The following is a 26,779-nucleotide window of genomic DNA, read 5'->3' as shown; positions in this document are numbered from 1 at the left end:
CCTGACAAGTAACAATCTTGTGTCAGTTAACAAGACCATGAAAGATATCGTCGCTGTGACGGATGATTAAAAGGAAACCAACATGAAACGCAGAATGACCGCGTTATTGGTATTACTCAGCGCTTGGGTTAGCGTAGCGCAAGCTACCACTCAAGAAGATGTAAATACTTTTACGTTAGATAATGGCATGAAAATTATGGTGCTAGAAGACAGCAGCATACCCAATGCCAATATGTATCTATTTTGGAAAGTCGGTTCACGTAATGAAGTGCCAGGGATTACCGGTATTTCACACTTCTTTGAGCACATGATGTTTAACGGTTCAAAAAAGTATGGTCCGAAAATGTTTGACCGAACGATGGAAGCTGCTGGTGGTGCTAACAATGCCTACACCACTGAAGACATAACCGTGTATACCGATTGGTTTCCTGCCAATGCATTAGAGACCATTTTCGACTTAGAAGCCGATCGTATCGCCAACTTAGATATAGACCCTGAAATGGTCGAAAGTGAACGTGGCGTAGTGCAATCTGAGCGAACCACTGGCCTAGAGAACTCTAACTGGCGCACCATTCAAGAGGAAGTTAAAGGTGTGGCATTTAGAGCGCATCCTTATAGCTGGTCAGTGATTGGTCATGAGTCAGATATCGCAGCTTGGAGTTTAGAAGATTTACAGCAATACCATAAAACTTATTATGCACCCAATAATGCCGTCGTGGTGATTGCTGGGGATGTGAATGTTGCTGAAGTCAAAAAGCTGGCCAAACAATACTTTGGCGTCATTCCTGCGCAAACGCCACCTCAAGCTGTGCGCACTGTAGAGCCACTTCAAAAAGGCGAGCGTCGCGTGTTTGTGGAAAAAGCGTCAGTGAGTACGCCAAACGTGATGTTGGCGTATCATGTACCCTCAACAAAACATGAAGATTATTATGCACTTGATTTGCTAAATACCATTTTTAGTGAAGGTAATAGCTCTCGTTTATATCAAGGGCTAGTTGACAAGCAAGTTGCATCAAACGTGGTGTCTTATCTGCCATTATCATTTGATCCTAACCTGTTTTATTTTCTTGGTGTGGCAAATGCGGGAGTCGATGCGGAGCAACTTGAAGCCAACATGATTGCGGAAATTAACCGTATTAGCACTGAAGGGGTGACTCAACAAGAGCTTGAAAAAGTTAAAAATATCAAACTGATGAATTTCTATCGTACGATGCAAACCATTAATGGTCGTGCCAATACCTTAGGCCGTTACGAGCTGTATTTTGGCAGTTATGACAAACTATTCAGTGCCCCAGAGGCATATAACAAAGTCACAATAGAAGACATTCAACGTGTGGCGCAAACCTATTTACGTAAGGCCAATCGCACCGTGGGCGTGTTAGCTGCAACAGAAGGAGCTGACCTATGATGTCATTAGCAGGATTTACCTCAAAACGTACGCTTACAGCCATGGCGCTGGCATGCTCATTAGCCTTAACAGGGTGTGCAAGTACTACAGGCACCAGTAAAACGGTTGATACTGGCAGCTTTAGCATGCCGCAATACGAATCAATGACCTTAGATAATGGCCTAAAAGTGAACTTTATGGTGCAGTCTGAAGTGCCGATTATTAACATCAATGCGGTTGTCAGAGCTGGTGCTGTTAATGACACTACCTCGGGCGTGTCGTATATGACTGCTAAGAGTTTATTATTAGGTGCTGGTGGCAAATCGAAGGCGGAAATTGAGCAAACCATTGATTTTCTTGGTGCAAGTTTAAAGACAGCTTCAGGGCGTGAAAGCTCGCAAATTGATGCTGACTTTATGAGTAAGGATCTCGATACCGTACTTGCGATAATGCAAGATGTGTTGATATCACCAGACTTTGATAGCGCTGAATTTGAAAAATTAAGACAGCGTGAAATAGTGGGATTATCGCAAGCAAAAGAAAGCCCCCGCGCGGTTATTGGTCGTTACTACACTAAAATGGTATTTGGACTGCACCCTTATGCTAACCCAACAACGGGTAACAGCGTTTCGTTAGCTGAGATTAATATTGCACAATTACGTGCTTTCCATAAAAGCTATTATCAGCCAAGTAACATGGCCATTAATGTTGTCGGTGACTTTGACCCAGCCCAAATGAAGGCAAAGCTAACTCAAGCTTTTGGTCGCTGGCAGGGAACTGAAAAAGCCGTCCAACCTGATTTATCACAGGGATTACCGTCACTTAATGCTAGCCGAGTATTGTTAGTTGATAAACCTGATGCGATTGAAACAACATTTGTTTTTGGTGGTTTAGGTATTCGCCGTGATAACCCTGATTATGTAGGGCTAACGGTAGTCAACACCATTTTAGGTGGCCGTTTTACTTCATGGTTAAACGATGAGTTAAGGGTCAACGCTGGATTAACTTATGGCGCTCGTTCTGGCTTTAATCCTTTTTCTGATTCTGGGGTTTTCCAAGTCAGCACCTTTACCAAAACCAGTACGACTAAAGAGGCCATGGACTTAGCGTTAAAAACCTATGCGCGTTTATGGGAACAAGGGATAGATCAGCAAACCTTAGATTCAGCTAAAGCCTACGTAAAAGGCCAATACCCGCCTAAATTTGAAACAGGTGGTCAGCTAGCTGAGCTAATGGCAGATATGTATATCTATAAATTTGATGATTCTTTCATCAATGAGTTTCAAGCCAAAGTCGACGGCTTAACCCTTGAAGATACTCAGCGTTTAATAAGCACCTATTTCCCTCAAGACAATTTGCAGTTTGTGTTGATTGGTAATGCTGCTAAGGTTGCTGATATTGCTAAAGAATATGGTGAAGTCACGCAGATTAATATGACGGACGTGGGCTTCGGTCAATAACAATCATCTTGTCTACTTTTGATTGTAAATGCCTTTCTTATTTGAGAAAGGCATTTTTTATAGGTCAAATTTGTCGGTTCAATAACTGACGTTATTTGCAAAAATAGTTTAGTTATTTGAAAATCGTGATGGAATAAAATAATGTGCTAGCTAATCACTGATTAAGCTTACTTCAAGGCCTTTTTGTCCATGTCTTATAATATTGGAATCTCAAAAATAAGCTGTAGCTTAGCCCTCTTGTTAGGATTTATAGGGATGCTGCCGGCTGCCAGCGTGAGCGCGGCGAAAGTGGATTTGAGCCAGTTTTGTCCACGACTTGATGGTGACTGGGTTGGCTCGGCGGCTAAGTCGGGCTCCAGACCAAAACAAGTGACAACTGCTGCAATTTGCTCATCTGATAAACGGAATCTAATGCTGACGGTGAGCCGTGGCGACAGTAACCCCAATAGTGAAGTTTGGTGGTTTCGTGCACATAGTGGTGATGTACTCCTGACATACACTGACGGTGTTGGTGCAGATAGAGAGCAAGTTTTTAGTTTATATCAGCGTGGGGATAGTTTTACTTTTTTAGGAAAAGGGCAACTTAATCAGCGGCCTGCATTGATTCGTTTAAGCTTTGAGCCCTTATCATCGACGACTAGCGCTCCAATTGATAATGCCCAAAGCGCAATGGAAAATGACAGTTGGTTGTGGCGTCAAAGTGCGCATTATCTTGATGATGATAGCCAGCAATATCAATTGATCCGCGCGATTGAGCTGACAGCTGTTCAGCCCAATTAGCCAGCGCTACAAGTTAAATTAGCTATTCGGCTCCAGCGTAATCAAGCTGACGCCAAGCTTCATAACTAATAATCGCCACAGAGTTGGATAGATTTAAACTGCGATTACTCGCAGCCATCGGAATGCGTAAGCGTTGGCTGGTGGGAATAGATTCAATGATATCCATCGGTAATCCACGGGTCTCAGGACCAAATAACAATACGTCATCAGCGGCAAATTCAAGCTCACTATGTGGGCGGCTGCCTTTAGTCGTGCACGCCATGATGCGCTTGCCTTGCATTGCCTCAAGGAAGGCTTCAAAATTCTTGTGGCGAGTGATATTGGTTAAATCAGCATAATCTAAGCCAGCTCTACGAAGCTTTTTCTCTTCTAAATCAAAGCCTAATGGCTCAATCAAGTGAAGTTTTGCCCCATTGTTGGCACACAGACGAATTATATTACCCGTGTTTGGAGCAATTTCTGGTTCATAAAGCGCAATATGGAACATGTTAAATACCTTGATTGAATGAATCGAGAATTATACTCAAAACATCATAGCCAGGGAAAGAAATCATCAAGATGATGATGTTTTGCCTGACATTCTGCATATGGCTCCTGCTAACGCTTATCTGAGAGTTAGAAAGGTAGCCTTAGGTTACTGCATGGTTTTAGGCAGGCTAATGACAACACTTAGGCCATGGGGAGAGATATTTTTTGCCTCAATGTTACCTTGGTTGAGCTTAATGGCTGCTTGGGTAATGGCCAGACCTAATCCCCAGCCACCTGACTCACGATCGCGAGCATCATCAGGTCGGTAAAACGGCTTAAAGATTTCTTCTAAGTCGGCTTCATCAATCCCTTGTCCATCATCATCAATGCTGATCACCACTCGATCTTGTACCTGTTCTGCCGTAATAGAAATCACAGATTCGGCATAGCGAATCGCATTTCTCAGCACGTTTTCTATCGCGCGAGATAAGGATTTTGGGTAATGGTCGAGACTGATTGTTTCAGGGATCTCAATATCTAAGCGTTTTTGCTGCTGCTCGGCTTCAAACTCTGCATCATCAAGAATATGGCTAAGCGATTCAGCCAGTTCAAGATGGACTTTATTTTCAGTGTTGCTGATGGTGACACGAGATAGGGTTAATAGCTCAGATATGAGGGCTTCTAACTGCTCAGCTTCATAGCCAATACGTTCTATATCAGGGCTACTTTGATCTTTCTTACGGGCTAATGCCAATGACAATTGCAGTCGGGTTAACGGCGTACGTAGTTCATGAGAGATATCACCCATTAAGCGTTGTTGATTATTCATCATGGTTTCGATGGACTCTGCCATGGTATTAAATGCTTGGGCCAGCTCGCCAATTTCATCCCCACGTTTTACCACGCTGGTTTCGACTCGACTTGATAAGTCTCCTCGCGCTAGCGCATTAGAGCTTTGCTTGAGTGAACGTAATGGCTTACCTAAGTTCCAAGCTAAAAGGCCGCACAGTAGACCAGACATTAACATGGCGATAATGGCTGTCAGCAGCTTGTTATCACTGAAAAAGAAAAACCAAGGGCGTGGGTGATTATCTGAAATACGTGCATAGACGCGGTAAGGCTTCTCACCTGCTATAAATTCGTAAGGACCGAAAATTAACTCAGTGCGGAATTGGTGACTAATAGGGGCACCATTGTCTTCGCTGATAAGTAAAAACTCACGAAAAGTACGTGGTACTTTGTTCGTATTTAACACCCTGCTTTGCTCGTCAAGAATATAAAACTTAAAGCTTTTTCCATCACGATTTCGGTGACGATTTAAACGTCTTAACGCTTGTTCATCTTCAAGTAGCGACGGCTCTTCTATAAAGTGCTTTGCCGCACGTTTGAGCAGTTGTGTTTGTTTGTCCGACAAAGGGAGTTGATCATGGCTTTGTTGTAAAAAAGGCAAAATCGCCACAAAGGCGATGATGAGCGAGCTGCATAACCAAAAACCCAGTAATAACTTAACAAATAAGCGATTTATAGAAGAGAGGAAAGTCATTACGGGATCCAAATATAGCCTTTACCACGGATGGTTTTTACTCTTGGTCGGCCATCGCTGCGTTCAGGTAATTTTTTGCGCAAGTTAGATAAATGCATGTCTAAGCTGCGATCAAATGGCATTAATTTTTTACTGAGTACGGTTTCGCTAAGTTGTTCTTTTGTGACCAAATCGCCCGCTTGGGTGATCAAGCTATGCAGTAAGGAAAACTCAGTACCCGTTAAGATAATAAGTTGTTCGTTACAATAAAGCTCTTGTCTTGCTTGGTCTAAACTGAGGTCACCAAAATCTAATCTAACTTGCTCATTTTTGTCAGCTTGAGTTAATACCGAGCGGCGTAAAATCGCGCGCATACGTGCAATTAACTCACGGTCGTTAAACGGTTTTGGTAGGTAGTCATCAGCGCCAATTTCAAGGCCAACCACGCGGTCAATTTCATCACCACGAGCAGTTAACATGAGTACTGGCGTTTGCTTTTGAGTTCTGAGGGCACGTAAGACTTCAAAGCCATTAAGTTTTGGCAGCATTACATCAAGTAAAATTAAATCAAAATCTTGGTTCTGTGCATAATCAAGGCCTTGTTGGCCGTCAAATGCTTGGGTCAATTCAAACCCTTCAAGTACCAAAAGCTGGGCTAATAATTCTGATAAACCTGCGTCATCATCAACTAATAAAATACGACTCATTGCGATCCTCACTCTTTTATTAATTGCACTATATAACGAATGAGGATCCAAGTTTAGCAACATTGCACTCTTTTACATAAAGATGAGTAAGTGCGACATAAATTTTGCTACGCGTTACCACCTAGCCGCACTATTTTTCTGCGACGTGATATTTTCCATCAGTGCGAATATATACCATTGCCCCTTGCGCTGACGTTGTCACGTTATGGCTGAATTTACCGTTAGAGCCAAAATAACTGCCCGCGGTTAATCCTTTACTGTTTGGTGTTTCAACAGATTGATAGCTAAGGCTACCTTTGATAACAATGGCTCTAAACTCTTCAGCATCGCTTGTCAGTGTTCCACTAAAGTTGGCTGGCAATTTTATCATTGCACCGCCGAGTTCCCCGACTTTGTTACTGCCCCATAATGCGGTTATTTCAGCATTATTTCCATTGATAGACTTCATGTCGGTTTGGTCTAGCCAAACAAGATTTGATTGATGAAGATTTATTGGTCGTTCGCCATTGTCAAATTGCTCATTAGATGGTTTAACCAAATAAGGGCCACTATCAATTTCAAGGAAGATGAGGTTGTCTTCTCCATTGGCTGCAGTGATGTGGTTCTCGCCAGCAGGTTGTGTCCAAAAAGAACCTGTTGGCATCCACATGGTTGCAGCATCGGGATCGTCATTATGCATTTTCCCCTCAATAACCACACCACGATAAGTAATGTTATGAATGTGGGGAGGTGAGGAAAACCCTTTATTGAATTTCACTAACATACCCGTTGGCACATTTTGGGTGCGATCGCCCCAAAGGTTGGCCGCCCCAGGGCTTTTATCGCCACGAAGTGGGTTTAAATATCCCCAGTCAATATCAGCTGTCGTGATGACTTCTGACTGAGGGGAGGTTTCTGCAAAGACAGCGGTGGCAGGTAAAGTGCTGAGTAAAATAGCCGGTAATACTGTGTGTAATAGATTCATGTTTGCGATCTCTGTCGGTGCTGAATATCGTGATTAAAATAAGATTTTTAAAATTAATCTCAAAGTATCAGTTAATTATAGTTACTGAAGGAAATACAAAAAGGCCACTTGGTGAGAAACAGTATCAAACAAATCGGCATAATCCAGCACTTCATAATTTCAATTATTACAAAATATTATTAAAAACATAAATATTGATAATTTAACTTTTTGGTTGTAGTTCTCCTATACTTTTCTCATCGAAATTAGCCCGACTTTATGAACAACAACTGGAGAGATAAATATGTCTGCACCTATGCCTTACCCAAGAACGTTTTCTCATATTGGTATTTCAGTACCTGATTTAGAAGCGGCAGTGAAGTTCTACACCGAAGTACTAGGTTGGTACTTAATTATGGAACCAACAGAAATTACTGAAGATGATTCTGCCATTGGCGAAATGTGTACGGATGTATTTGGTGCAGGTTGGGAGCGTTTTAACATTGCCCACCTCTCTACCGGTGACCGTATCGGCGTCGAACTGTTTCAATTCAAGAATCAAAAGAATCCAGAAGATAACTTTGAATATTGGAAAACTGGCGTGTTCCACTTTTGTGTTCAAGACCCTGATGTTGAAGGACTAGCAGAGAAAATTGTTGCTGCAGGTGGCAAAAAACGAATGAAAGCACCGCGTTATTATTACCCAGGTGAAAAACCGTACCGCATGATTTACATGGAAGATCCATTTGGAAATATCCTAGAAATCTACAGCCACAGCTATGAATTACATTATGCCAGTGGTGCATATAAATAACATTCACAGGGGTTATGGAGGCTATTAGGTTTTTCGTCATCCCCGTTTTCAATCTGTTAGACATCCTCTATTGTATCGCCGTTATAGGAACACACTATGTTTATCAATCATCCCAGTCGAAGAGAATTCATGAAGTTACTGGGTGTCAGTTTAGGGGCCGCCGCTTTGCCTATGGCATTAACGGGTTGTGCGTCTGCCACCTCGCAACAAGAGGCTACTGCTGAGGCCGCAGCAATGCCAGATTCACTTACACCGTACCCTAGAACCTTTTCTCATATCGGTATCTCGGTGCCAGATTTAGAGGCTGCAGTTAAGTTTTACACTGAAGTCTTAGGTTGGTACTTAATCATGGAGCCGACAGAAATTGTTGAAGATGATTCAGCCATTGGTGAGATGTGTACCGACGTTTTTGGTCCAGGGTGGGAGCGATTTAAGATAGCCCATTTATCTACTGGCGACCGAGTTGGAGTGGAGTTGTTTGAATTTAAAAACCAGCAAAACCCTGACGATAATTTTGAATATTGGAAAACAGGTATCTTCCATTTCTGTGTTCAAGATCCTGATGTTGAAGGTTTGGCTGAAAAAATTGTTGCCGCTGGGGGTAAAAAACGCATGAAAGCGCCTCGTTACTATTATCCTGGTGAGAAGCCATATCGGATGATTTACATGGAAGACCCTTTCGGCAATATTTTAGAAATCTATAGCCATAGCTATGAGTTAACTTACTCGGCTGGAGCTTACCAATAAAGTTTATTGGAAAACTAAATAACAAAAGCGAGTCTTAGGTATAAGACTCGCTTTACTGGTTGCTGAGCTTTTATAGCGAGATTAAGACTTTTGCTTCAAGCGTTTAATCTTAACGATGACATAAGTCAGCAAGATAGAACCTACAATCAAGCCTACAGAGAACACCACGTTTTGCAGCGCCATCGGGTCGATAACAAGCATGCTGCCTAAACCTAACATCATAATACCTGACATCAGTTTAAGTACTTCGCCTTCTTTTTCCGTTAGCTTACGCTTGCCAAGAGTGGCTGCGAATACAATCACAATGGTTGCTAATGGAATAACGTAAATGACGTTATAAGCGATGAGATACATATAGCGCTCAATGGTATCTAACCCCGAAATTGATAACACAGACGTGTAAATCATCGGGAAACCAGCAGTACAAAGCAACTCATAAGCGTTGGCCATAATCGCCAATAACGCAGAACCGAATATTAAGGTTGGTAAAGAGCTGGTTTTAGACAATTTCCCCATCCGCTTTATTAAGCTGCCACGGTTTTCAACCGACATAGATAAGCTGACATCGCCCTTACCAAAGAAGAAGTCCTTTATGTTGACCAAGGCGGCCACCAGTGCAATTAATCCCGCACCTGTGATAATCCAGCCTCCGTCTCCACCACCTAGTAATTGGAACAGGTTGAGCCATGCGCTCATGAAGATGAAGTAAATAAAGCCAGAGAAGAAAACGAAAATTCCGCCCACTAATAGCATGCGTCCACGACTGCCCGCATTCACCATGATGCTTAATAAAAAGAGCAATACGAAGAAGGCGCAAGGGTTAAAGGCATCGACGCCAGCTAGCACTAAGGTCAATACAGGTAGCGACATTTTTTCAGGCTGAACAGCACCGATCAGTGGAATATCAACAGGCTGTACGTGAGGGGTATCATCTAGCTTAGCTTGGCTTGCTGCATTTGAACCAAAATCCATATCACAGGTACTAGGGTTGTTTGGATCTGAATTATCCGAGCAAGTTTCAAATAACGGTGCATCAGCGGTGGTTTTATCTTCATAAAAATCACCCATTAAATCTTCAGCTGGCATGGTGCCGCCGTTTCGCTGATAACATGCTTCTAGGCGTTCTAGAATATAGCGACCTGTCACATCATGGCTATTATAGCCTGTAATGGCTTCGCCACAGACGGCAAAGTAAGGCACAGATTTAGGCTCGACGCCGGTTTTCTCGCCTATGGCCATCAGTTTATCAACATTGCCTGGTTCTGATATAAGGTAATCATGTTGATTTATCCAGCTATATCGCTCAGCAAGTGCATCAATGAATGGGTGTGCTTTACGGCAGTGTGGACAGGTTTCTGACCAGAAAAAATGTAAATTTACCGAGGGTTCAGCGGCGCTATTATCTATCCATAAAGCATCATCGTTTGCCTGCGCCATACTGGCAAAAGAGAGCAATAAACCACATAACAAAATTAATCGGCTGAAAATCTTACTCATCCATAACCTCAACTTATACACCTTATTAAAACGTTCAATTAGTGTTATCTCAGATACATATGTCCTATGTAGGTTCAGTATGAAAATGATCCCTTTTTATATACGTGAACTGGCTCCCATTATGGTGTATGAGATTATTTTTGTTCCAGAAATGAGATCTTTACATAGCTTTACCGAGGCTAAACCCTTACTGACATTGCAATTGCTAAACTAGCTTCATATCAAAAACGCATTAAATACACATAAATTCGTTTTGGGATATTGAAGACGACATTCTGTTAGCAGTGTTACTTAAAAAAGGGATTAAGCGCTGTTAGCCCATTGTTTTAATTGAGTAAAGCACATAGATAGGTGACATTATGAAATCACGTTTAACAGTAAAAAATAGTTTATTAGCCTTTGTTGCTACTTCAGCATTATTAGCTGGTCAAGTGTACGCAACAAGCACAGACACCAATACTCAAACTGAACAGACTCAAGAAAAGGGTGAGCGAGCACATGGTGGTAAGCACCATGGCAAGAGCATGCATAAAAGTATGCGTAAAATGCTACGTTCACTTGATTTAACTGACACTCAACGCACAGATGTAAAAGCGATTATTGAGAAGTACAAAGAAGAGAAAGGCGAGCGTCCATCAGCAGAAGAACGTGCGGCACATAAAACTGAAATGCTAGCGCTTATCAGTAATGCAAACTTTGACGATGCCAAGGCTGATTCAATCATTGAAGCGAAACAGTTGAAGCAAAAAGAAGGCATGAAAAACTTCATGAAAATGCAAAATGAAATCTACCAACTACTGACTGAAGAGCAAAAAGCGAAGTTTGACTCACGTTTTACCAAAACCAAAGGTAAAGGTCGTGGTTAATTGTTAACTGACTCCGTTATACTGGAGGTTACCACTGCATTTATTTAGGCGTGATGACCTCTATTATGACAACAGATTCAGACTACGATTTTTGGGTTAAGTTAGCTAGTCGCGCAGCTGTAGCCACAGCGTTAATCCTTATTGTGATCAAATTGCTCGCATGGCTCTATTCTGGGTCTGCGAGCATGCTTGCATCGTTAACCGATTCGTTTGCCGATGCACTTGCCTCAATCGTTAATTTTATTGCCATCCGTTATGCTATTTTGCCTGCTGACAGTGATCATCGTTATGGTCATGGAAAAGCTGAACCATTAGCCTCGCTTGCTCAATCTGCCTTTATTCTTGGTTCTGCTTTCTTGCTGATGTTTTATGGCGGTGAGCGACTCTTTAACCCTGTTGAAGTTACTCATGCTGGTTTAGGCGTAGTCGTTTCGATAATTGCCCTTATCATGACCTTTGCGTTAGTACTTCTTCAAAAGAAGGCCTTAGCTAAAACCAACAGCACTGTGGTTGAAGCTGACTCACTGCATTATAAGTCTGACTTGTTCTTAAACGGCGCCGTGTTATTAGCTTTAGTACTGGCACAATATGGCTGGTGGTGGGCTGATGGTTTATTTGCGGTATTAATTGCTTTATACATAGGTCATCAAGCAATAGATTTAGGTTATCGCTCTATTCAGTCCTTGCTTGATCGTGAGCTAGATGAAGCAACCCGTGAAGACATCATCGCAATTGTTAAGCAAGACCCTAGAGTGAATGGCTTACATGACTTACGTACTCGACAAGCGGGTAAGACCACGTTTATCCAGTTTCATATCGAGTTAAAAGGCTCATTACTATTACGTGAAGCCCATGAAATAACCGACAACACTGAGAAACGTTTATGTGAAGCGTTTGATAGTGCGGAAGTGATAATTCACCAAGACCCCATAGATTAAATGCATTTCAAACAGCTCTTTGCACCGCTAACTGTGTTGAATTTACTTGCAATAGACCCGCTATTGACGCGTAAATTCGCCTTATTATCAGCGCAAAGCTCAAGTTTGAATTTAACTGATTTATTTTAAATGAGTGAATATGGCTATTTAAACATAACTTATTGAACTCTTATTTCGAGTTCAGGTTATTTAGATTGCTACTAGATTCATATAAAGACTAAAAGCCGCCAACAAGTTTAATTGTTAGCGGCTTTTTTATGTCTGTTTGAGCAAGATAGGCTAATAACCTAGCTGTTTAAATTGCTTAACAGCGAGTGAAACAATATTGTCGATACTGTTATCGACATTAACAGTGACGACTAAATTTTCTTGGCTAGGATCTTCAAGGGTAGCAAACTGGCTGTCGACCATGTTTTGTTTCATAAAGTGGCCACTTCGAGCCTGCATTCTTGCCAAGATAAGATCGTAACTGCCTTGTAGATATAGAAAAGCGACTTGTTGGTTACCTTCTCGTATGGTGTCTCGGTATTGTTGTTTTAGTGCAGAGCAAACAATGATGGCGGTTTCATTTTTTGATTCGATACTGTATGCGGCATCACGAACGCGCTCTAACCACGGTGCGCGATCATCATCGTTTAATGGCTCGCCACGGGCCATTTTTTGAATATTAGCTCGTGGGTGTAGGTCGTCACCATCAATAAATTTCGCATTCAAGCTATTTGCTAACTTTTCGCCAACGGTGCTTTTACCACAAGCACACACACCCATCACAATAATGGTTTTACCGGTCATTTACGTACCTCAAATCAGGGTTGATCTATATACTTTAGCCGTTTCGAAAGTATATCTCGAAGCTGAGTGATAGTACCGCGTTGAGTTGATTTTTTTTGACTAGATTAGATTTAATCAACTTGATAAAGAATACCTAAAAGAACGATGGAACATACCATGGACACTTTAGCTCAATCTGCTGATCCTACCTACCTACTAATGGTCGCTGCAGCGGCTATTACTGCTTTACTCTTATTGATCATAAAACTCAAAATGCACGCCTTTGTGGCGTTAACATTAGTGAGTTTATCGACAGCCCTTGCGACAGGGATCTCTACTGAACAAGTTGTTCCAACAATGATGTCAGGCTTTGGCGGAACGCTAGCTGCGGTTGCGCTTTTAGTGGGTTTAGGTGCCATGATTGGCAAAATCTTAGAAGTCACTGGTGGGGCGCAGGTATTAGCCGACAGCCTTATTGGCCGCTTTGGCGCAGATAAAGCGCCTTTTGCATTAGGTGTTGCCTCACTCTTGTTTGGTTTCCCTATCTTCTTTGATGCGGGCTTAATCGTGATGATGCCGATTATATTCAGTGTGGCTAAACGCTTTGGCGGCTCACCATTAAAATACGCACTGCCATCTGCGGGTGCCTTTGCGGTAATGCATGCTTTTGTGCCACCGCACCCAGGCCCGGTTGCCGCAGCTGATTTACTTGGGGCAAACATAGGTATGCTACTAATGATTGGTATTTTAGTGGCGATCCCAACTTGGTATATAGGGGCTTATTTGTTTGGCTTATATGCAGGCAAGAAGTTTGATATTCCTTTATCTAAGGTTTTCTTAAGTTCTGAGACCGTGATTGACCCTGCTAAACAGCCTAGATTCATTACTGTATTAATGATCTTACTGCTACCAGTATTGCTAATTTTTCTAGATACAGGCTTGAACACCTTGAGTGTAGCAGGTGTGATAGATGGCAGTGCCACTTGGGTTGAGAGCCTGCGAATGCTAGGTAAAACTCCTATTGCATTATTAATAACCTTACTCGTTTGTCTTGCTGTGTTTGCTAAAGATTACGGTATGAAGCAGCTTGAGAAATTGTGTGGTGATTCTCTCGCCCCCATTTGTGGTGCAATTTTAGTGACAGGTGCTGGTGGTATGTTTGGTGGTGTATTACGTGCCAGTGGTATCGGGGAGGCCTTAGCAGGTGTATTGAACGATACTGGTATGCCAATCATTGTGGCTGCTTTTGTTATCGCAACTTGTTTACGGGTTGCTCAAGGCTCTGCAACGGTTGCATTAACCACAACTGCAGCGTTAATAGCCCCTATGGTCGCTGTGACTTCGGGTCTGACACAGTTTGATCTTTGCTTTATTGTCATTGCCATTGCAGGTGGTTCGACCGTCTTGTCTCACTTTAACGATTCAGGTTTCTGGCTTGTGGGTCGTTTAATGGAAATGGATGAGAAAACCACTTTAAAGACCTGGACTGTGATGGAAACATTACTCGGAACTATCGCCTTTATTATTGTGGGCGTATTGAGCATGATTATTTAGCCTGAATTCAGGTTTTTAATAAGTTAAGCCAGTATTAACCTATTAGTTAATGATAAGAAGGAGCAGCAATGCTCCTTTTTATTAGCTTATCGTTATTGACACATTTTCGAACAAATACCTACATTTGAAATGATTGATGAGTGAGTGCTTTCTGCTATGCTGCCTGCGCTGATAGAATTATTAAGGAATGATAATGAAACGCTTATCTGTAGTAGCAAGTGCAATATTAATGGTCGGTTTATCTTTTAATGTCACAGCCGAAGAACATAAAGCCCGCGATACGGGTTGGTATGTGGGTGGTGAACTGAGTAATGTACAACTGGAAGTCGGCAGTTTTGACGATTCTGGTGCAGGTTTCGGTGCTTATGGTGGTTATAACTTCAATCATTGGTTTGGCATTGAAGGAAAATGGATGCTGACCAATGATCTTCAAGATGGTCGTGTTGATCTTGGTTTAGCTGTTTTTTCGGCTGCGCCGAAATTTACTTGGGCTATCAATGATACCTTTTCTGTTTTTGGTAAAGTGGGCTTAGCGATTCGTGCACTCGAAGTTGACCCAGATTACGATTATGACGAAGGCTTTGATACTGCCGATTGGAGTGGTGTTAATGTGCTTTACGGTGTTGGCATAACAGCTGCTGTTTCCGAATCACTGCGCTTACGTTTAAGTTATGAGTATGCCACCGGTGACTTAGATGCCGATCGTTCTGAAATGCTAGATATTGATGCAGATACTTCGCAGTTAGCATTAGGGCTGCATTACCAGTTTTAAACTGAGTGGTCTTTAGTATAAAAAGATAAAGCGAGTGTAAATAAAGAAGGATAGCTTTCGCTATCCTTTTTGTTTTAACTCTTGTCGTAAATTAATCCATTTCTAATTCTTTGAGTTTACGCGTGAGGGTGTTTCGCCCCCAGCCTAAACGTTTTGCCGCTTCTTGCTTATGACCTTGAGTATGCTTGAGCGCTGTTTTTAATAATATCCGCTCAAAGGCTGGTTGCACTTCTGTGAGCAAATCACTTTCACCCGCTGTTAGCTTTTCATCAATCCATTGGGTTAATGCCACTTGCCAATCTGAAACGCCGTCAGTTCTTTCACCTGAAGCGACTGGGTCTTTAAGTAACTCAGCGGGTAAATCCTGAGGCAAAATCTCTTGGCCTGAGGCCATCACCGTTAACCAGCGACAAGTATTTTCAAGTTGTCTAACATTACCGGGCCAAGGTAATTGCTCTAATTTGGTTGCTGTTTCTTTTGTCAGTACTTTTGGCTCTACACCGATTTCTTTTGCTGCAGAAATCAAAAAATGGGTGGCCAATTGAGCAATATCTTCACGACGCTGCGACAGTGGTGGTAGGTGAACTCGAATCACGTTTAAGCGGTGAAATAAATCTTCACGAAAATCGCCTTTTTGCACCAATAATTCTAAGTCTTGGTGTGTTGCGGCAATAATCCGCACATCGACTTGTACTGCCACATGGCCGCCGACGCGATAGAACTGCCCATCGGCAAGAACACGTAAAAGGCGGGTTTGCACATCAAGTGGCATGTCGCCAATTTCATCTAAAAACAGAGTTCCGCCATTGGCTTGTTCAAAGCGACCTTGGCGGACATTGGCTGCACCAGTAAAGGCGCCTTTTTCATGACCAAATAGTTCAGACTCTATTAGGTCTTTTGGAATAGCAGCCATGTTCAATGCGATAAAAGGGCTATCTTTACGAGGGCTGTGTTTATGCAGTGCGCCAGCAACCAGTTCTTTACCAGTACCAGATTGACCATTAATTAATACACTAATGGATGAACGAGATAGGCGACCAATCGCACGGAATACCTCCTGCATTGAAGGTGCTTCACCAATAATCTCAGGGGTTTTCACCACTTCGGGTTCTTCAGCTGGCGGAGGGACTTGTTCTGTTGCATGGGTCAGTGCGCGTTCCACTAACGCAATGGCTTCATCAATATCAAATGGCTTTGGTAAATACTCAAAGGCACCCGCTTGGTAAGCGCTGACGGCACTGTCTAAATCAGAGTGCGCCGTCATGATAATGACTGGAATATGCGGGTAGTGCATTTGTAAGCGATCAAGCAAGGTTAAGCCATCAGTTCCAGGCATGCGGATATCTGACACAATCACAATAGGCTGTGAGATTTCTAATGCTTGCCATAATGATTCGGCCGCAGCGAAGCTGGCAGTAGAAATCTTGGCACCCAGTAGGGCTCTTTCTAATACCCAGCGAATAGAACTATCATCGTCGAGGATCCAAACTTGTTCGCTTATACTCATGTTACTTCCTCAATAGCCATCAATGGCATGTTATTGTAATGGCAGGATAATGGTGAATTCTGTGTGCCCTGGTGCCGATACGCAATCAATGCGACCTCCATGTAATCGTGCAATATTATGCGCAATCGATAAGCCTAAACCTGAGCCGTCCTCTCTGCCTGTTACCATTGGATAAAACAATGTATCCAGTAGTTCTGCCGGGATCCCTGGTCCGTTATCAATAATCGATAGCGCCAATACTAATTTGAACCTTTGAGTGCCAATAGTGACTTGGTGCTGGGTTCTGCTTCTAATGAGTATTTCGCCACCGGTTTTCTCAAGCGCCTGAGTGGCATTTTGTACTATGTTAAGCACGGCTTGTTGCAGTTGATCAGGATCCATATTCATATCGGGAATGGATGGATCGTAATCTCGCGCTAACGTGACATTATCCGGTAGGGTTAACTCAATCAGTTTTAAGACTTTTTGCACTACTTGGTGGATATTGTGTTCGGTATGCTGGGTAGGACGTTGTGGTCCTAATAACTTATCAACCAAGTTTCTTAGCCTATCGGCTTGCTCAATAATTAGATCGGTGAACTCTTTTAATTGCGGCTCAGCTAACTCACGTGAGAGTAACTGGGCTGCACCTCTGAGGCCGCCTAATGGGTTTTTAATTTCATGGGCAAGGTTGCGCACTAAGAATTGCGCAGCTTGTTGTTGGGCATCTAAGTTCAGTTGCTGGTGGATGCGATGTTGCTGATCGACTTGTCTTAGCTCGAGCAGACTTAAATCATCTTCATGCTCCATGGGGATCAAGGTGATATCAATAATGTGGTGCACACCGTCAAGGGTTATTAACGCAGCAGTATTAACTGTAATCCCTTGGCTGGCTTTTACCGAATCAATTAAGAGTTCAGACTCTACTCCCATAAACTGATAGAGTTCAGGCAAACGCTGTTCTCGCAATTTATTTACACTGATCCCTAACAGCTGCTCAGCTGCCGCATTGGCATAATGAGGCATCAGCTTGCTATCGATAACAAGAACAGCGGTAACTAAATGATTCAGCAGATTATTTGTATCCATCAATTGTCCTGCATATTGAAGTTGCACCACCATGTTGCACCAGTATGGTGCACTAAGCAACTTATTCTACATCGACAATCAATTTAATAATCTTTTAATATTGTTTCTCTATCTATATGAAAAACAATATTTTTATTCAGTCCTAGGTGTTGGTCTAGGTTTATTAAGAATGGAAGCCTGATGTAGAAATATCTTTCTAGCAGAACTTGATGCAAGGACTTTGCCGTTTTGGGTCAAAATCTTAACGACAAGATTATGTTCACCGCGATTTACTTCAGTGACATTGAAGATTGCACTGGATTGAGGCTGACCATAAAGAATGTCGTCAATATACAGTGCAAGTAAATAACCATTGGGTAGTTCTGGCGCCGCACTGGCGACAACAGTGAAGTTTCCTTGGTTACTTCTGATGGTTTCTTCTTGAGTGGGATTAACGATTCTCACCCTGTAGGTAACCGCTTCAGCTGGTTTTGTATTGGAATCCACTTCGGCAGGAACACGAACAGAAATGCTATTTTGCGTATTTTGATTGAGCTCTACTGTTTCGGCATTTTCCCTTGGCTCGTCGCTGTAGTGGACTTTACCATTCTCATCTACCCAGCGATAAACCGTTGCATGGCTGCTTGAGAGGACAATACTGGTTAAAATGAGACTAATGATTAAGACTAAGCGCATGTGGGATTCCTTCACCTTTGGCGTTCAACACATTAATACTAGCTTCTTTTTAACATAAAATCAGCAATTACTGATGAACTGCTGACGCTAATTACTTGTACTGGCAGCGATATTCACTGATTTCGTTAGTGCGAATTTTAAAGTTAACATTGGCATCTAATTCAAATAATTCGCCTGCTTTGACGGTTGTCCAATCTGTGGCATGAGGTAATAACACCTCAAATTTACCAGAAGTGATGTTCATGATTTCAGCTTGGCTGGTATCAAAGTTATATTCACCAGGTAGCACAACCCCAAGGGTTTGATGACTACCATCAGTAAAATGAATTGTGCGGCTGATGACTTTACCATCAAAGTAAATATTGGCTTGATTAGCCACGTTAACATTCTGAATCACAGACATTTTGCGATATTCCAACCTAAGAGATAATAAGTAGAGGTGAATATATATTCGTTTAAAGTGAATATAAAGACTGTTAGGTTATAGGTTAGATGAAATCAGTTTTTTATTTGCTGTACTGGTACTTATTAGAATAACAGGCAATAAAAAACCCGCCTGAGCGGGTTTTCATATTCAAATTACGTTAGCTAAATTTAGCTACCAGAGCGGCTAGCACGCTTACGGTCATTTTCTGTTAAATGACGCTTACGAACACGAATATTTTCTGGTGTTACTTCAACTAACTCATCATCATCGATGAACTCAAGTGCTTGCTCAAGTGTCATTTGGATGTGCGGAGTTAACACTTGTGCTTCATCTGTACCTGATGCACGCATGTTGGTTAGCTGCTTACCTTTCAGACAGTTAACAGTTAAGTCGTTAGAACGTGAATGAATACCAATTACTTGACCTTCGTAAACTTCTGCAGCGTGACCGATTAATAGACGACCACGGTCTTGTAAACCGAATAATGCGAATGTTAGGGCTTTACCTGTTGCATTAGAAATCAATACACCGTTAGCACGTTGACCGATATCACCGCCTTTCACTGGACCGTAATGGTCGAATGAATGGTAGATAAGACCTGTACCAGAAGTTGCAGTCATGAACTCAGTTTGGAAACCGATTAAGCCACGGCTAGGAATGATGAAGTCGATACGTACACGACCTTTACCATCTAGTTGTAGATCTTTCATGTCACCTTTACGCATACCTAATTTTTCAATTACGGTGCCTTGGTGCTCTTCTTCAACGTCAACAGTTAATGTTTCGAATGGCTCGCACATCTCACCGTCGATTTCTTTGGTGATAACTTCTGGACGAGATACTGCTAATTCGTAACCTTCACGACGCATGTTTTCAATTAAGATCGAAAGGTGAAGCTCACCACGACCAGAAACACGGAAACGATCTGGAGAATCAGTTTCTTCAACACGTAGTGCAACGTTGTGGACGAGTTCTTGTTCTAGACGCTCAAGGATATTACGTGAAGTAACGTACTTACCTTCTTTACCTGCGAACGGAGAAGTGTTCACTTGGAAAGTCATTGTTAACGTTGGCTCATCAACTGATAATGCAGGTAATGCTTCAACTTGGTTAACACCACAAACAGTGTCAGAAATCTGTAAGTTACCTAAACCGGTAATCGCAACGATATCGCCGGCGTTGGCTTCAGCAACTTCGTGACGGTCTAGACCCATGTAACCTAATACTTGGCCCATTTTACCGTTACGAGTTTTACCTTCAGCATCAACGATTGTGACTTGCTGGTTAGTTTTAACACTACCACGCTTAATACGACCAACACCGATAACACCTACGTATGAGTTGTAATCAAGTTGAGAGATTTGCATTTGGAACTCACCTTCAGCATCCGCATCAGGAGAAGAAACCTTCTCAACAATCGCTTGGAAAAGCGGTGTCATGTCTTCGCTTGTTTCTTCAGGATCAAGCGTCGCGAAACCGTTTAATGCAGAAGCATAAACGATAGGGAAATCTAACTGTTCGTCAGTTGCACCTAAGTTGTCGAATAAGTCGAATACTTGGTCGATAACCCAATCAGGACGTGCACCTGGGCGGTCAATCTTGTTGATAACAACGATTGGCTTAAGGCCTTGTGCGAATGCCTTTTTAGTAACAAAGCGAGTTTGAGGCATTGGGCCGTCAACTGCGTCTACTAATAATAAAACTGAATCTACCATAGATAGAACACGTTCTACTTCACCACCGAAATCGGCGTGACCAGGAGTGTCTACGATGTTAATACGGTAGTCGTTCCATTTGATGGCAGTGTTTTTTGCCAGAATGGTGATACCACGTTCTTTTTCAAGATCGTTAGAATCCATTACACGTTCTGCGGCTTCGCCTCGACTTTCAAGGGTGCCTGACTGAGCCAATAGCTTGTCTACCAAGGTCGTTTTGCCATGGTCAACGTGAGCAATAATGGCGATGTTACGTAAATTCTCTAACACGGATAAAACCTCTATACCATCAAATAAAAAATAGGAGTTTATAGGGCTGATAAGTATAGCCACTATAAAAAAGCGTGCCATTCTACTCCACCGAGCGCCGAGTAGATAGGATTATTTTTGAACAGGTCGTTTTTAATAAAAAATTAAACACTAAAGATAGAAGATAAAAACGAAAAAGGATCATACTGCCGCAATAAAATGACGCTTTAATGAACTAGATCAATTCATGCGCTAAAAACCCTGCACCGAAATGGACTTTTGCACCAATTGTGATCATAGTGGTGCACCGTATTTGTGCAATATGGCTTTTTCTATGGTTAGTGATTTTTTTATTAAGCTTTAAATCAATCACTTACCTTTCTGGCATGGAAATAGCTTTTAATTGAACAAATTCGCAAAGCAGATAGTTTGTCTGACGAATAACAAGATTATATTAAGGGACAACCCTTTACCCTACCGGAGGCTTAAGAATGTCAGTTGAATCAATATTAAAACAAATTGAAGAACTAGAAGTTAAGTTCGTAGATTTACGTTTTACAGACACTAAAGGTAAAGAGCAGCACGTCTCTATTCCTTCTCATCAAGTAAACGAAGATTTCTTTGAAGATGGCAAAATGTTCGATGGTTCATCTATCAACGGTTGGAAAGGTATTAACGAATCTGACATGGTATTGATGCCAGATCCTTCTTCTTTCTTACTTGATCCGTTTACTGAAGAAGTGACTGGTCTTATTCGTTGTGACATTTTAGAACCTTCTACTATGACAGGTTATGAGCGTGACCCACGTTCAATCGCTAAGAAAGCAGAAGAGTACTTAAAATCTACCGGTATTGCTGACACAGTTTTAATTGGTCCAGAGCCAGAGTTCTTCTTATTTGACGACGTTAAGTTTGGTACTGACATGTCAGGTACTTTCGTAAAAGTTGACGCGAAAGAAGCGGCATGGAACTCAGGTACTAGCTACGAAGATGGTAACACGGGTCACCGTCCATTCGTTAAAGGTGGTTACTTCCCAGTTGCACCAGTTGATTCATCACAAGACATTCGTAGTGCAATGTGTCTAATTCTTGAAGAATTAGGTCAAGTAGTTGAAGCGCATCACCACGAAGTTGCTACAGCGGGTCAAAACGAAATTGCGACACGTTTCAACACGCTTTCAAACAAAGCTGATGAAATCCAAATTATGAAGTATGTTGTTCATAACACTGCTCATGCATACGGTAAAACTGCGACATTCATGCCTAAGCCAATTGTTGGTGATAACGGTAGTGGTATGCACGTTCACCAATCTTTAGCTAAAGATGGCGTTAACTTATTCTCTGGCGATAAATATGCAGGTTTAAGTGAAACTGCACTTTACTACATTGGTGGTATCATCAAGCACGCTCGTGCATTGAATGCATTCACTAACCCAAGTACTAACTCATACAAGCGTCTTGTTCCACATTTCGAAGCGCCTGTAATGCTTGCATATTCTGCTCGTAACCGTAGTGCTTCAATCCGTATCCCAGTGGTACCAAGCCCGAAAGCTCGTCGTATTGAAACACGTTTCCCAGATCCAACCGCTAACCCATACTTAGCATTCTCTGCATTGCTAATGGCTGGTCTTGACGGTATCCAAAACAAGATTCACCCAGGTGAAGCAATGGATAAAGATCTATATGACCTACCTGCTGAAGAAGCGGCTGAGATCCCACAAGTTGCAACGTCTCTAGAGAATGCTCTTGAAAACTTAGCAGCTGACCACGAATTCTTAACTAAAGGTGATGTATTCAGTAAAGACTTTATCGAGTCTTACATTGCACTTAAGTCTGAAGAATGTGAGCAAGTATCTCGTACTACTCACCCAATGGAATTCCAACTTTACTACAGCTTATAAGCCTTAGCTTAACGCTCATGTAAATTGGCCATCGGCTAAATTCGAAGCCCTTGATGATAATCATCAAGGGCTTTTTTGTTACAGCTTTATTATTTCAATCTCTAACGTAAAAAAAAGATAAAGATTGTTTAAAATTTCTTCAATTATGCTAGCGTTAAAGGTATAGAAGCATCGCCAAGGAATTGTTATGAAAGAAAAACTACCAAGAGTGTTTATCAAATTAATGTGTATTTTAGTGTGTTGTCTTTCATCCTTTTCTGCAATGGCTCTCGAATGGCCTCAAGAAGTCGAAACTAAGCTAGGTACGTTAGTGGTATATCAGCCACAACCAGAGTCTCTTAATGGCAATGTATTGCAAAGTCGTGCTGCTATGTCGTTTGAAGTGAAAGATCAAGCAGACCCAGTATTTGGCGCTTTTTGGTTTAGTGCCAGAATCGATACTAATGACGATGTCACCACTGTGCGTAATATTCAGGTGACTGAAGTCCGCTGGCCGTCATCAACTGAAGAAGATCAGCAAACCTTTACCGATACGGTATCTGAAGCATTAGCGAGCACCAGCTTTGAAATCTCAATGGCACGCCTTTCTGCCAGTTTAGAAACTGCAGACCAAGTTAAACGCAGTTTAGATAATATTAAAAATGACGCGCCAGAAATTATTTTCAGCTCAAGGCTGAGTGTGTTGCTGTCTTATGATGGCGAACCTCAATTCCGTGATATCGACAATAGTGATTACGAGCGAATACTGAATACGCCATTCGCAGTGGCTAGAGATAAAAAGTCTAAAAAACTGTACTTGAGCAGTGGGACTTATTGGTACGTTGCGGACGATCTAATGGGGCCTTGGCAAGTCACTCTTTATCCACCTGAAGACTTGGTCAGTATGGTTAATACCGAAGATGACGAGCCAGCTAAAAGTACGGCTAATGCGCCGCACATTATTACTTCTGATGAACCAACTGAGTTAGTTTCGACAGATGGTGCCCCTAAATGGCTGAGTCTGATTGATGGTAAGTTATTGTACGTTAGTAATACCGAAACACCGTGGATTAGAGAAACCAGTTCAGGCGACATGTATGTTTTGCTTTCTGGACGCTGGTTTAAGTCGAAAAAACAAGCTGGTCCTTGGGCCTTTGTGAGAGGTGATAAGTTACCTGAAAGCTTTAATGATATTCCACCTGAGTCTGATATTGGTGGCTTGAGAGTATCAGTTGCTGGCACTGATGAAGCTAATCAAGCGATGCTCGATGCGCAAATTCCACAAACTGCAGCCATTAAACGTGATGAAGCCAAGCTAGAAGTCGAATATGACGGCGAACCTAAGTTTGAAGCTGTAACTGGCACAGCCGTTTCTTATGCTGTGAATACCTCTACCCAAGTCTTGTTGATTAATAAGGTGTATTACGCCGTTGATAATGGTGTGTGGTTTACATCAAAAACGGCTAAAGGTCCGTGGATTGTTGCTGATGAGATCCCGAATGAAGAAATCGCGCAAATACCGGCTAGCTCACCTGTTTATAACACGACCTATGTGCAAGTTTATGATTCAACCCCAGAGGTGGTGTATGTTGGATATACCCCAGGTTATATGTGGTCGTATCCATACTATGGCGTACCAATTTACGGTACGGGCTGGTATTACCCACCTTATTGGGGCCGCTATTATTATCCTCGTCCACCCACCTGGGGCTTGCATGTTGGCTATAACCCTTGGACAGGCTGGAATGTGGGTGTGACATGGAGTAATGGTTTTTTCCGTGCAGGCGTCGTGTGGGGCGGAGGTTATGGTTATCATCGACCTTATCGTTGTTGTGGTGGTTACTATGGTGGCGGGTATCGCCGTCCTGTAGTGATCAATACTGGTGACATCAACATTGGGAACAGTATCAATGTCGGTAATCGTACTAAAATTTCCAATAGAATGAATAAAGCTAATATTAATGGTAATCGAGTCGGTCGAGATAACTTATATCAACGCCCTGCGACCCGAGATCGGTTAGCCAGCCCTGCAATTGCTAATCAAAACCTTAAAAAAGCGACGCACAACAAGAATCGTACAAATGATGTGTTTGCCGATAAGCACGGCAACGTGGCTCGTGATAATCAAGGTAAGTGGGAAAATCGCAGTGATGGTAAATGGAATACTGCTCCGTCTACTCGTGATTTGAGTAAACCTAGCAGTGTAAGCAAGCCTTCAACTTTGCCGTCTAGTCGTCCATCGACTCAGCCCACGTCTAGGCCTTCTACTATGCCGTCAAGTAGGCCGACAACACGGCCTTCAAATATGAATAATTCAATTAACCGTAGCCGTCCTACTGGCGGCTTTGATCATCAAAGTTTGAATCGTTCACGACAAGCTCGTCAATCCGGTATGGCAAGAGAAGGTCATGCTAGGGGACGTCGCTAGTTCAGATGAATAAAGCCTGTTTTTACAGGCTTTATTCACTTCTGCATCATTGAAATAAAGATTGAAATCAGATGTTAATAATGGAATGGATTTATGTGGAACACACTTAAAGCTTATCGCTCATCGATAATTCTACTTGTGGCGTTAATGCTGGGTGGGATATTTGGTTTTTTACTGCCAGAAATGGCAATAAAACTTAAACCTATCGGGCAAATTTTTCTAAATTTATTGTTCATGATTATCGTGCCATTAGTTGCAGTTAGCGTTATGTCATCGATTGCCAAAATGACTGACTTAAAAGCATTAGGAGCGATTCTCGCCTCGATCATGGCGGTATCGGTGATGATGGCTATGATCCCCGCAATGGGCATTGTGTTGTTAGCACTGGCATATGATCCTGCTCAAGGGGTGACGCTTGAGCTAAAAGAGACTGTGGAAACCGCAGGGAGTATGGATTTTGTAAGTTTATTGACAGCGAATGATTTTGTGGGGTTATTGTCTAAATCGAATATTTTGGCATTAATTATTATGTCAGTGATTAGTGGCATTGCCATTGGTCAATCAGGCGAAGATGGGCGTAAAGTTTCTGCGTTACTGGATAGCTTAAATACTGTCATCATGAAAATCATTGCCATATTAATGTATCTTGCGCCCATTGGCTTGGGCGCCTATTTTGCTGCCACTATGGCCAGCCAAGATGCAGAGTTAATGGGCACCTTTGCCCGTGCCGTGGGATTATTCTTGGTGGCGACTCTGGTCTACCTCACCTTAGGGTCAACAGTATACGCATGGCTTGGTGGCGGTATTCAGGGCGTAAAGCGCTTTTGGCAACATATGCTGGCACCAGCAGTAACAGCATTGGGCACCAGTTCATCACTTGCGACCTTACCGGTCAATATTCGCAGTGCCAGCAAAATGGGCTTGAATGAGCAGATTGCTGAGATAAGTTTGCCGTTATTGGTGAACTTAAATAAAGGCGGTGCAGCAATGATCACGGCCCTTAAAATTGTGTTTATATACTCGTTACTGGGGATGGAGTTTACCTCTGAGGTATTCATGCTCACCATTTTAATTTCGGTATTGTCTGCGTTTGTGATAGGTGGAGTGCCGGGAGGCGCTTTTCTTGGAGAAATCTTTATTGTCACCACCTTGGGACTGCCCCTTGAGGTGATCCCTATCTTGGTGATTCTGGGAGCAATTACAGATGCGGCATCAACCGTGATTAACGTAGTGCATGATTTAACCGCAACGCAGATTATTGAGCGAATTAATGGTAAACAATATCAGGCCGAATCAGTCGGTTAAATCGTTTATCAATCAGCGTGTTTTATTATCTAAATAACGAGGTTTGATGATTGTGAGAATGGCTTTTACTGCTTATTGCTATAGGCCATTCATTGCAACTAGAGTAACTATTCAGTTTTCGACGCTAATGGTTGAACAGTCTTTGAGCATATGTAACAATGCGCATCAAATTTTGTAACATTATTTTACACTTAGCTCATGCAACATTATGTAGATTAATTGACTAAGTATGAGAAAAATAAACGTCATTTTAAGGCGTATAACAGATGCTAATGAGTGATGATATGACTGAGCCGCGT

At 42.2% G+C, this 26,779-nt stretch carries 23 protein-coding genes; 12 read left to right on the top strand and 11 right to left on the bottom strand.

From position 1 onward, the window contains the following. The first annotated feature begins 82 nt into the window (after window positions 1–82). From J8L86_RS10045 to J8L86_RS10035, 3 genes are all read left to right on the top strand, one after another. On the top strand, window positions 83–1,408 hold the full coding sequence (locus tag J8L86_RS10045; protein WP_211030111.1) for a pitrilysin family protein: 1,326 nt from the start codon (window positions 83–85) through the stop codon (window positions 1,406–1,408). After that, window positions 1,405–2,847 carry a pitrilysin family protein gene (locus J8L86_RS10040; protein ID WP_211030109.1) on the top strand — a complete coding sequence of 481 codons (1,443 nt, stop codon included), beginning with the start codon at window positions 1,405–1,407 and terminating at the stop codon, window positions 2,845–2,847. The genes J8L86_RS10045 and J8L86_RS10040 overlap by 4 nt, the downstream gene beginning before the upstream one ends. 255 nt (window positions 2,848–3,102) lie before the next feature. Next, a complete protein-coding gene (locus J8L86_RS10035; RefSeq protein WP_247663319.1) occupies window positions 3,103–3,627 on the top strand; it encodes a hypothetical protein in 525 nt (174 codons plus the stop codon). A gap of 22 nt (window positions 3,628–3,649) precedes the next feature. Here the strand turns inward: J8L86_RS10035 and trmL are convergent, their stop codons facing one another. The 4 genes from trmL to J8L86_RS10015 all read right to left on the bottom strand — a co-directional run bounded on the left by trmL (window position 3,650) and on the right by J8L86_RS10015 (window position 7,288). Next, window positions 3,650–4,114, bottom strand: coding sequence for a tRNA (uridine(34)/cytosine(34)/5-carboxymethylaminomethyluridine(34)-2'-O)-methyltransferase TrmL (gene trmL, locus J8L86_RS10030; protein WP_055025361.1), 465 nt, complete (start codon window positions 4,112–4,114; stop codon window positions 3,650–3,652). Between the two features lie 147 nt (window positions 4,115–4,261). Beyond that, window positions 4,262–5,638, bottom strand: coding sequence for an ATP-binding protein (locus J8L86_RS10025; protein WP_211030105.1), 1,377 nt, complete (start codon window positions 5,636–5,638; stop codon window positions 4,262–4,264). Then, window positions 5,638–6,324, bottom strand: a complete 687-nt coding sequence (locus J8L86_RS10020; RefSeq protein ID WP_211030103.1) for a response regulator — start codon at window positions 6,322–6,324, stop codon at window positions 5,638–5,640. Before J8L86_RS10020 ends, J8L86_RS10025 begins: the two co-directional genes overlap by 1 nt. 130 nt (window positions 6,325–6,454) lie before the next feature. Then, window positions 6,455–7,288, bottom strand: coding sequence for a DUF4437 domain-containing protein (locus tag J8L86_RS10015; RefSeq protein WP_211030102.1), 834 nt, complete (start codon window positions 7,286–7,288; stop codon window positions 6,455–6,457). 283 nt (window positions 7,289–7,571) lie between these two features. Here J8L86_RS10015 and J8L86_RS10010 point away from each other — a divergent pair, with 283 nt between their 5' ends. After that, a complete protein-coding gene (locus J8L86_RS10010) occupies window positions 7,572–8,081 on the top strand; it encodes a lactoylglutathione lyase family protein (protein ID WP_174567600.1) in 510 nt (169 codons plus the stop codon). 234 nt (window positions 8,082–8,315) lie between these two features. Next, complete coding sequence (locus tag J8L86_RS10005) at window positions 8,316–8,828, top strand: lactoylglutathione lyase family protein (RefSeq protein WP_211030280.1); 513 nt, start codon at window positions 8,316–8,318, stop codon at window positions 8,826–8,828. 81 nt (window positions 8,829–8,909) lie between these two features. On the opposite strand, the gene J8L86_RS10000 is transcribed toward J8L86_RS10005, so the two are convergent. Then, window positions 8,910–10,325, bottom strand: coding sequence for a cytochrome C biosynthesis protein (locus tag J8L86_RS10000; protein ID WP_119968148.1), 1,416 nt, complete (start codon window positions 10,323–10,325; stop codon window positions 8,910–8,912). 359 nt (window positions 10,326–10,684) lie between these two features. Here J8L86_RS10000 and J8L86_RS09995 point away from each other — a divergent pair, with 359 nt between their 5' ends. Further along, a complete protein-coding gene (locus tag J8L86_RS09995) occupies window positions 10,685–11,191 on the top strand; it encodes a Spy/CpxP family protein refolding chaperone (protein WP_211030100.1) in 507 nt (168 codons plus the stop codon). A gap of 65 nt (window positions 11,192–11,256) precedes the next feature. Beyond that, on the top strand, window positions 11,257–12,129 hold the full coding sequence (locus J8L86_RS09990) for a cation diffusion facilitator family transporter (RefSeq protein WP_211030098.1): 873 nt from the start codon (window positions 11,257–11,259) through the stop codon (window positions 12,127–12,129). 279 nt (window positions 12,130–12,408) lie between these two features. Here the strand turns inward: J8L86_RS09990 and J8L86_RS09985 are convergent, their stop codons facing one another. Further along, window positions 12,409–12,921 (bottom strand): gluconokinase, encoded by a 513-nt coding sequence (locus J8L86_RS09985; RefSeq protein ID WP_055025354.1) that lies wholly within the window; start codon window positions 12,919–12,921, stop codon window positions 12,409–12,411. 156 nt (window positions 12,922–13,077) lie between these two features. On the opposite strand from J8L86_RS09985, the gene J8L86_RS09980 reads away from it, so the two are divergent. After that, complete coding sequence (locus tag J8L86_RS09980; RefSeq protein WP_211030097.1) at window positions 13,078–14,454, top strand: GntP family permease; 1,377 nt, start codon at window positions 13,078–13,080, stop codon at window positions 14,452–14,454. A 193-nt stretch (window positions 14,455–14,647) separates the two neighbouring features. Next, on the top strand, window positions 14,648–15,226 hold the full coding sequence (locus J8L86_RS09975) for an outer membrane beta-barrel protein (RefSeq protein ID WP_055025352.1): 579 nt from the start codon (window positions 14,648–14,650) through the stop codon (window positions 15,224–15,226). 91 nt (window positions 15,227–15,317) lie between these two features. Here J8L86_RS09975 and glnG read toward each other — a convergent pair whose 3' ends face one another. The 5 genes from glnG to typA all read right to left on the bottom strand — a co-directional run bounded on the left by glnG (window position 15,318) and on the right by typA (window position 20,888). Continuing rightward, window positions 15,318–16,733: a nitrogen regulation protein NR(I) gene (gene glnG, locus J8L86_RS09970; RefSeq protein ID WP_211030095.1), complete on the bottom strand. Its 1,416-nt coding sequence runs from the start codon at window positions 16,731–16,733 to the stop codon at window positions 15,318–15,320. 30 nt (window positions 16,734–16,763) lie between these two features. After that, window positions 16,764–17,801 carry a nitrogen regulation protein NR(II) gene (gene glnL / locus J8L86_RS09965; RefSeq protein ID WP_055025410.1) on the bottom strand — a complete coding sequence of 346 codons (1,038 nt, stop codon included), beginning with the start codon at window positions 17,799–17,801 and terminating at the stop codon, window positions 16,764–16,766. Window positions 17,802–17,933: 132 nt separating this feature from the next. Then, entirely contained in the window at window positions 17,934–18,476 is a 543-nt protein-coding gene (locus J8L86_RS09960; RefSeq protein WP_055025350.1) for a DUF4124 domain-containing protein, read from the bottom strand. 91 nt (window positions 18,477–18,567) lie between these two features. Then, on the bottom strand, window positions 18,568–18,879 hold the full coding sequence (locus J8L86_RS09955; RefSeq protein WP_055025349.1) for a pyrimidine/purine nucleoside phosphorylase: 312 nt from the start codon (window positions 18,877–18,879) through the stop codon (window positions 18,568–18,570). 191 nt (window positions 18,880–19,070) lie between these two features. Continuing rightward, on the bottom strand, window positions 19,071–20,888 hold the full coding sequence (typA, locus tag J8L86_RS09950) for a translational GTPase TypA (RefSeq protein ID WP_055025409.1): 1,818 nt from the start codon (window positions 20,886–20,888) through the stop codon (window positions 19,071–19,073). A gap of 470 nt (window positions 20,889–21,358) precedes the next feature. On the opposite strand from typA, the gene glnA reads away from it, so the two are divergent. From glnA to J8L86_RS09935, 3 genes are all read left to right on the top strand, one after another. Continuing rightward, window positions 21,359–22,768 (top strand): glutamate--ammonia ligase, encoded by a 1,410-nt coding sequence (glnA, locus tag J8L86_RS09945; protein WP_055025348.1) that lies wholly within the window; start codon window positions 21,359–21,361, stop codon window positions 22,766–22,768. A gap of 187 nt (window positions 22,769–22,955) precedes the next feature. Further along, the gene (locus tag J8L86_RS09940) at window positions 22,956–25,175 is read left to right on the top strand and encodes a carbohydrate-binding family V/XII (RefSeq protein ID WP_211030092.1); all 2,220 of its coding nucleotides are present in this window, start codon (window positions 22,956–22,958) and stop codon (window positions 25,173–25,175) included. Between the two features lie 93 nt (window positions 25,176–25,268). Further along, complete coding sequence (locus tag J8L86_RS09935; protein ID WP_211030090.1) at window positions 25,269–26,480, top strand: dicarboxylate/amino acid:cation symporter; 1,212 nt, start codon at window positions 25,269–25,271, stop codon at window positions 26,478–26,480. Window positions 26,481–26,779: the final 299 nt, after the last annotated feature.

Source organism: Shewanella sp. MMG014, from assembly GCF_018100775.1.
Taxonomy (GTDB): domain Bacteria; phylum Pseudomonadota; class Gammaproteobacteria; order Enterobacterales; family Shewanellaceae; genus Shewanella; species Shewanella japonica.
The sequence above is the reverse complement of the archived record's forward strand: the minus strand, read 5'-3'. Positions and strand labels throughout refer to the sequence as shown.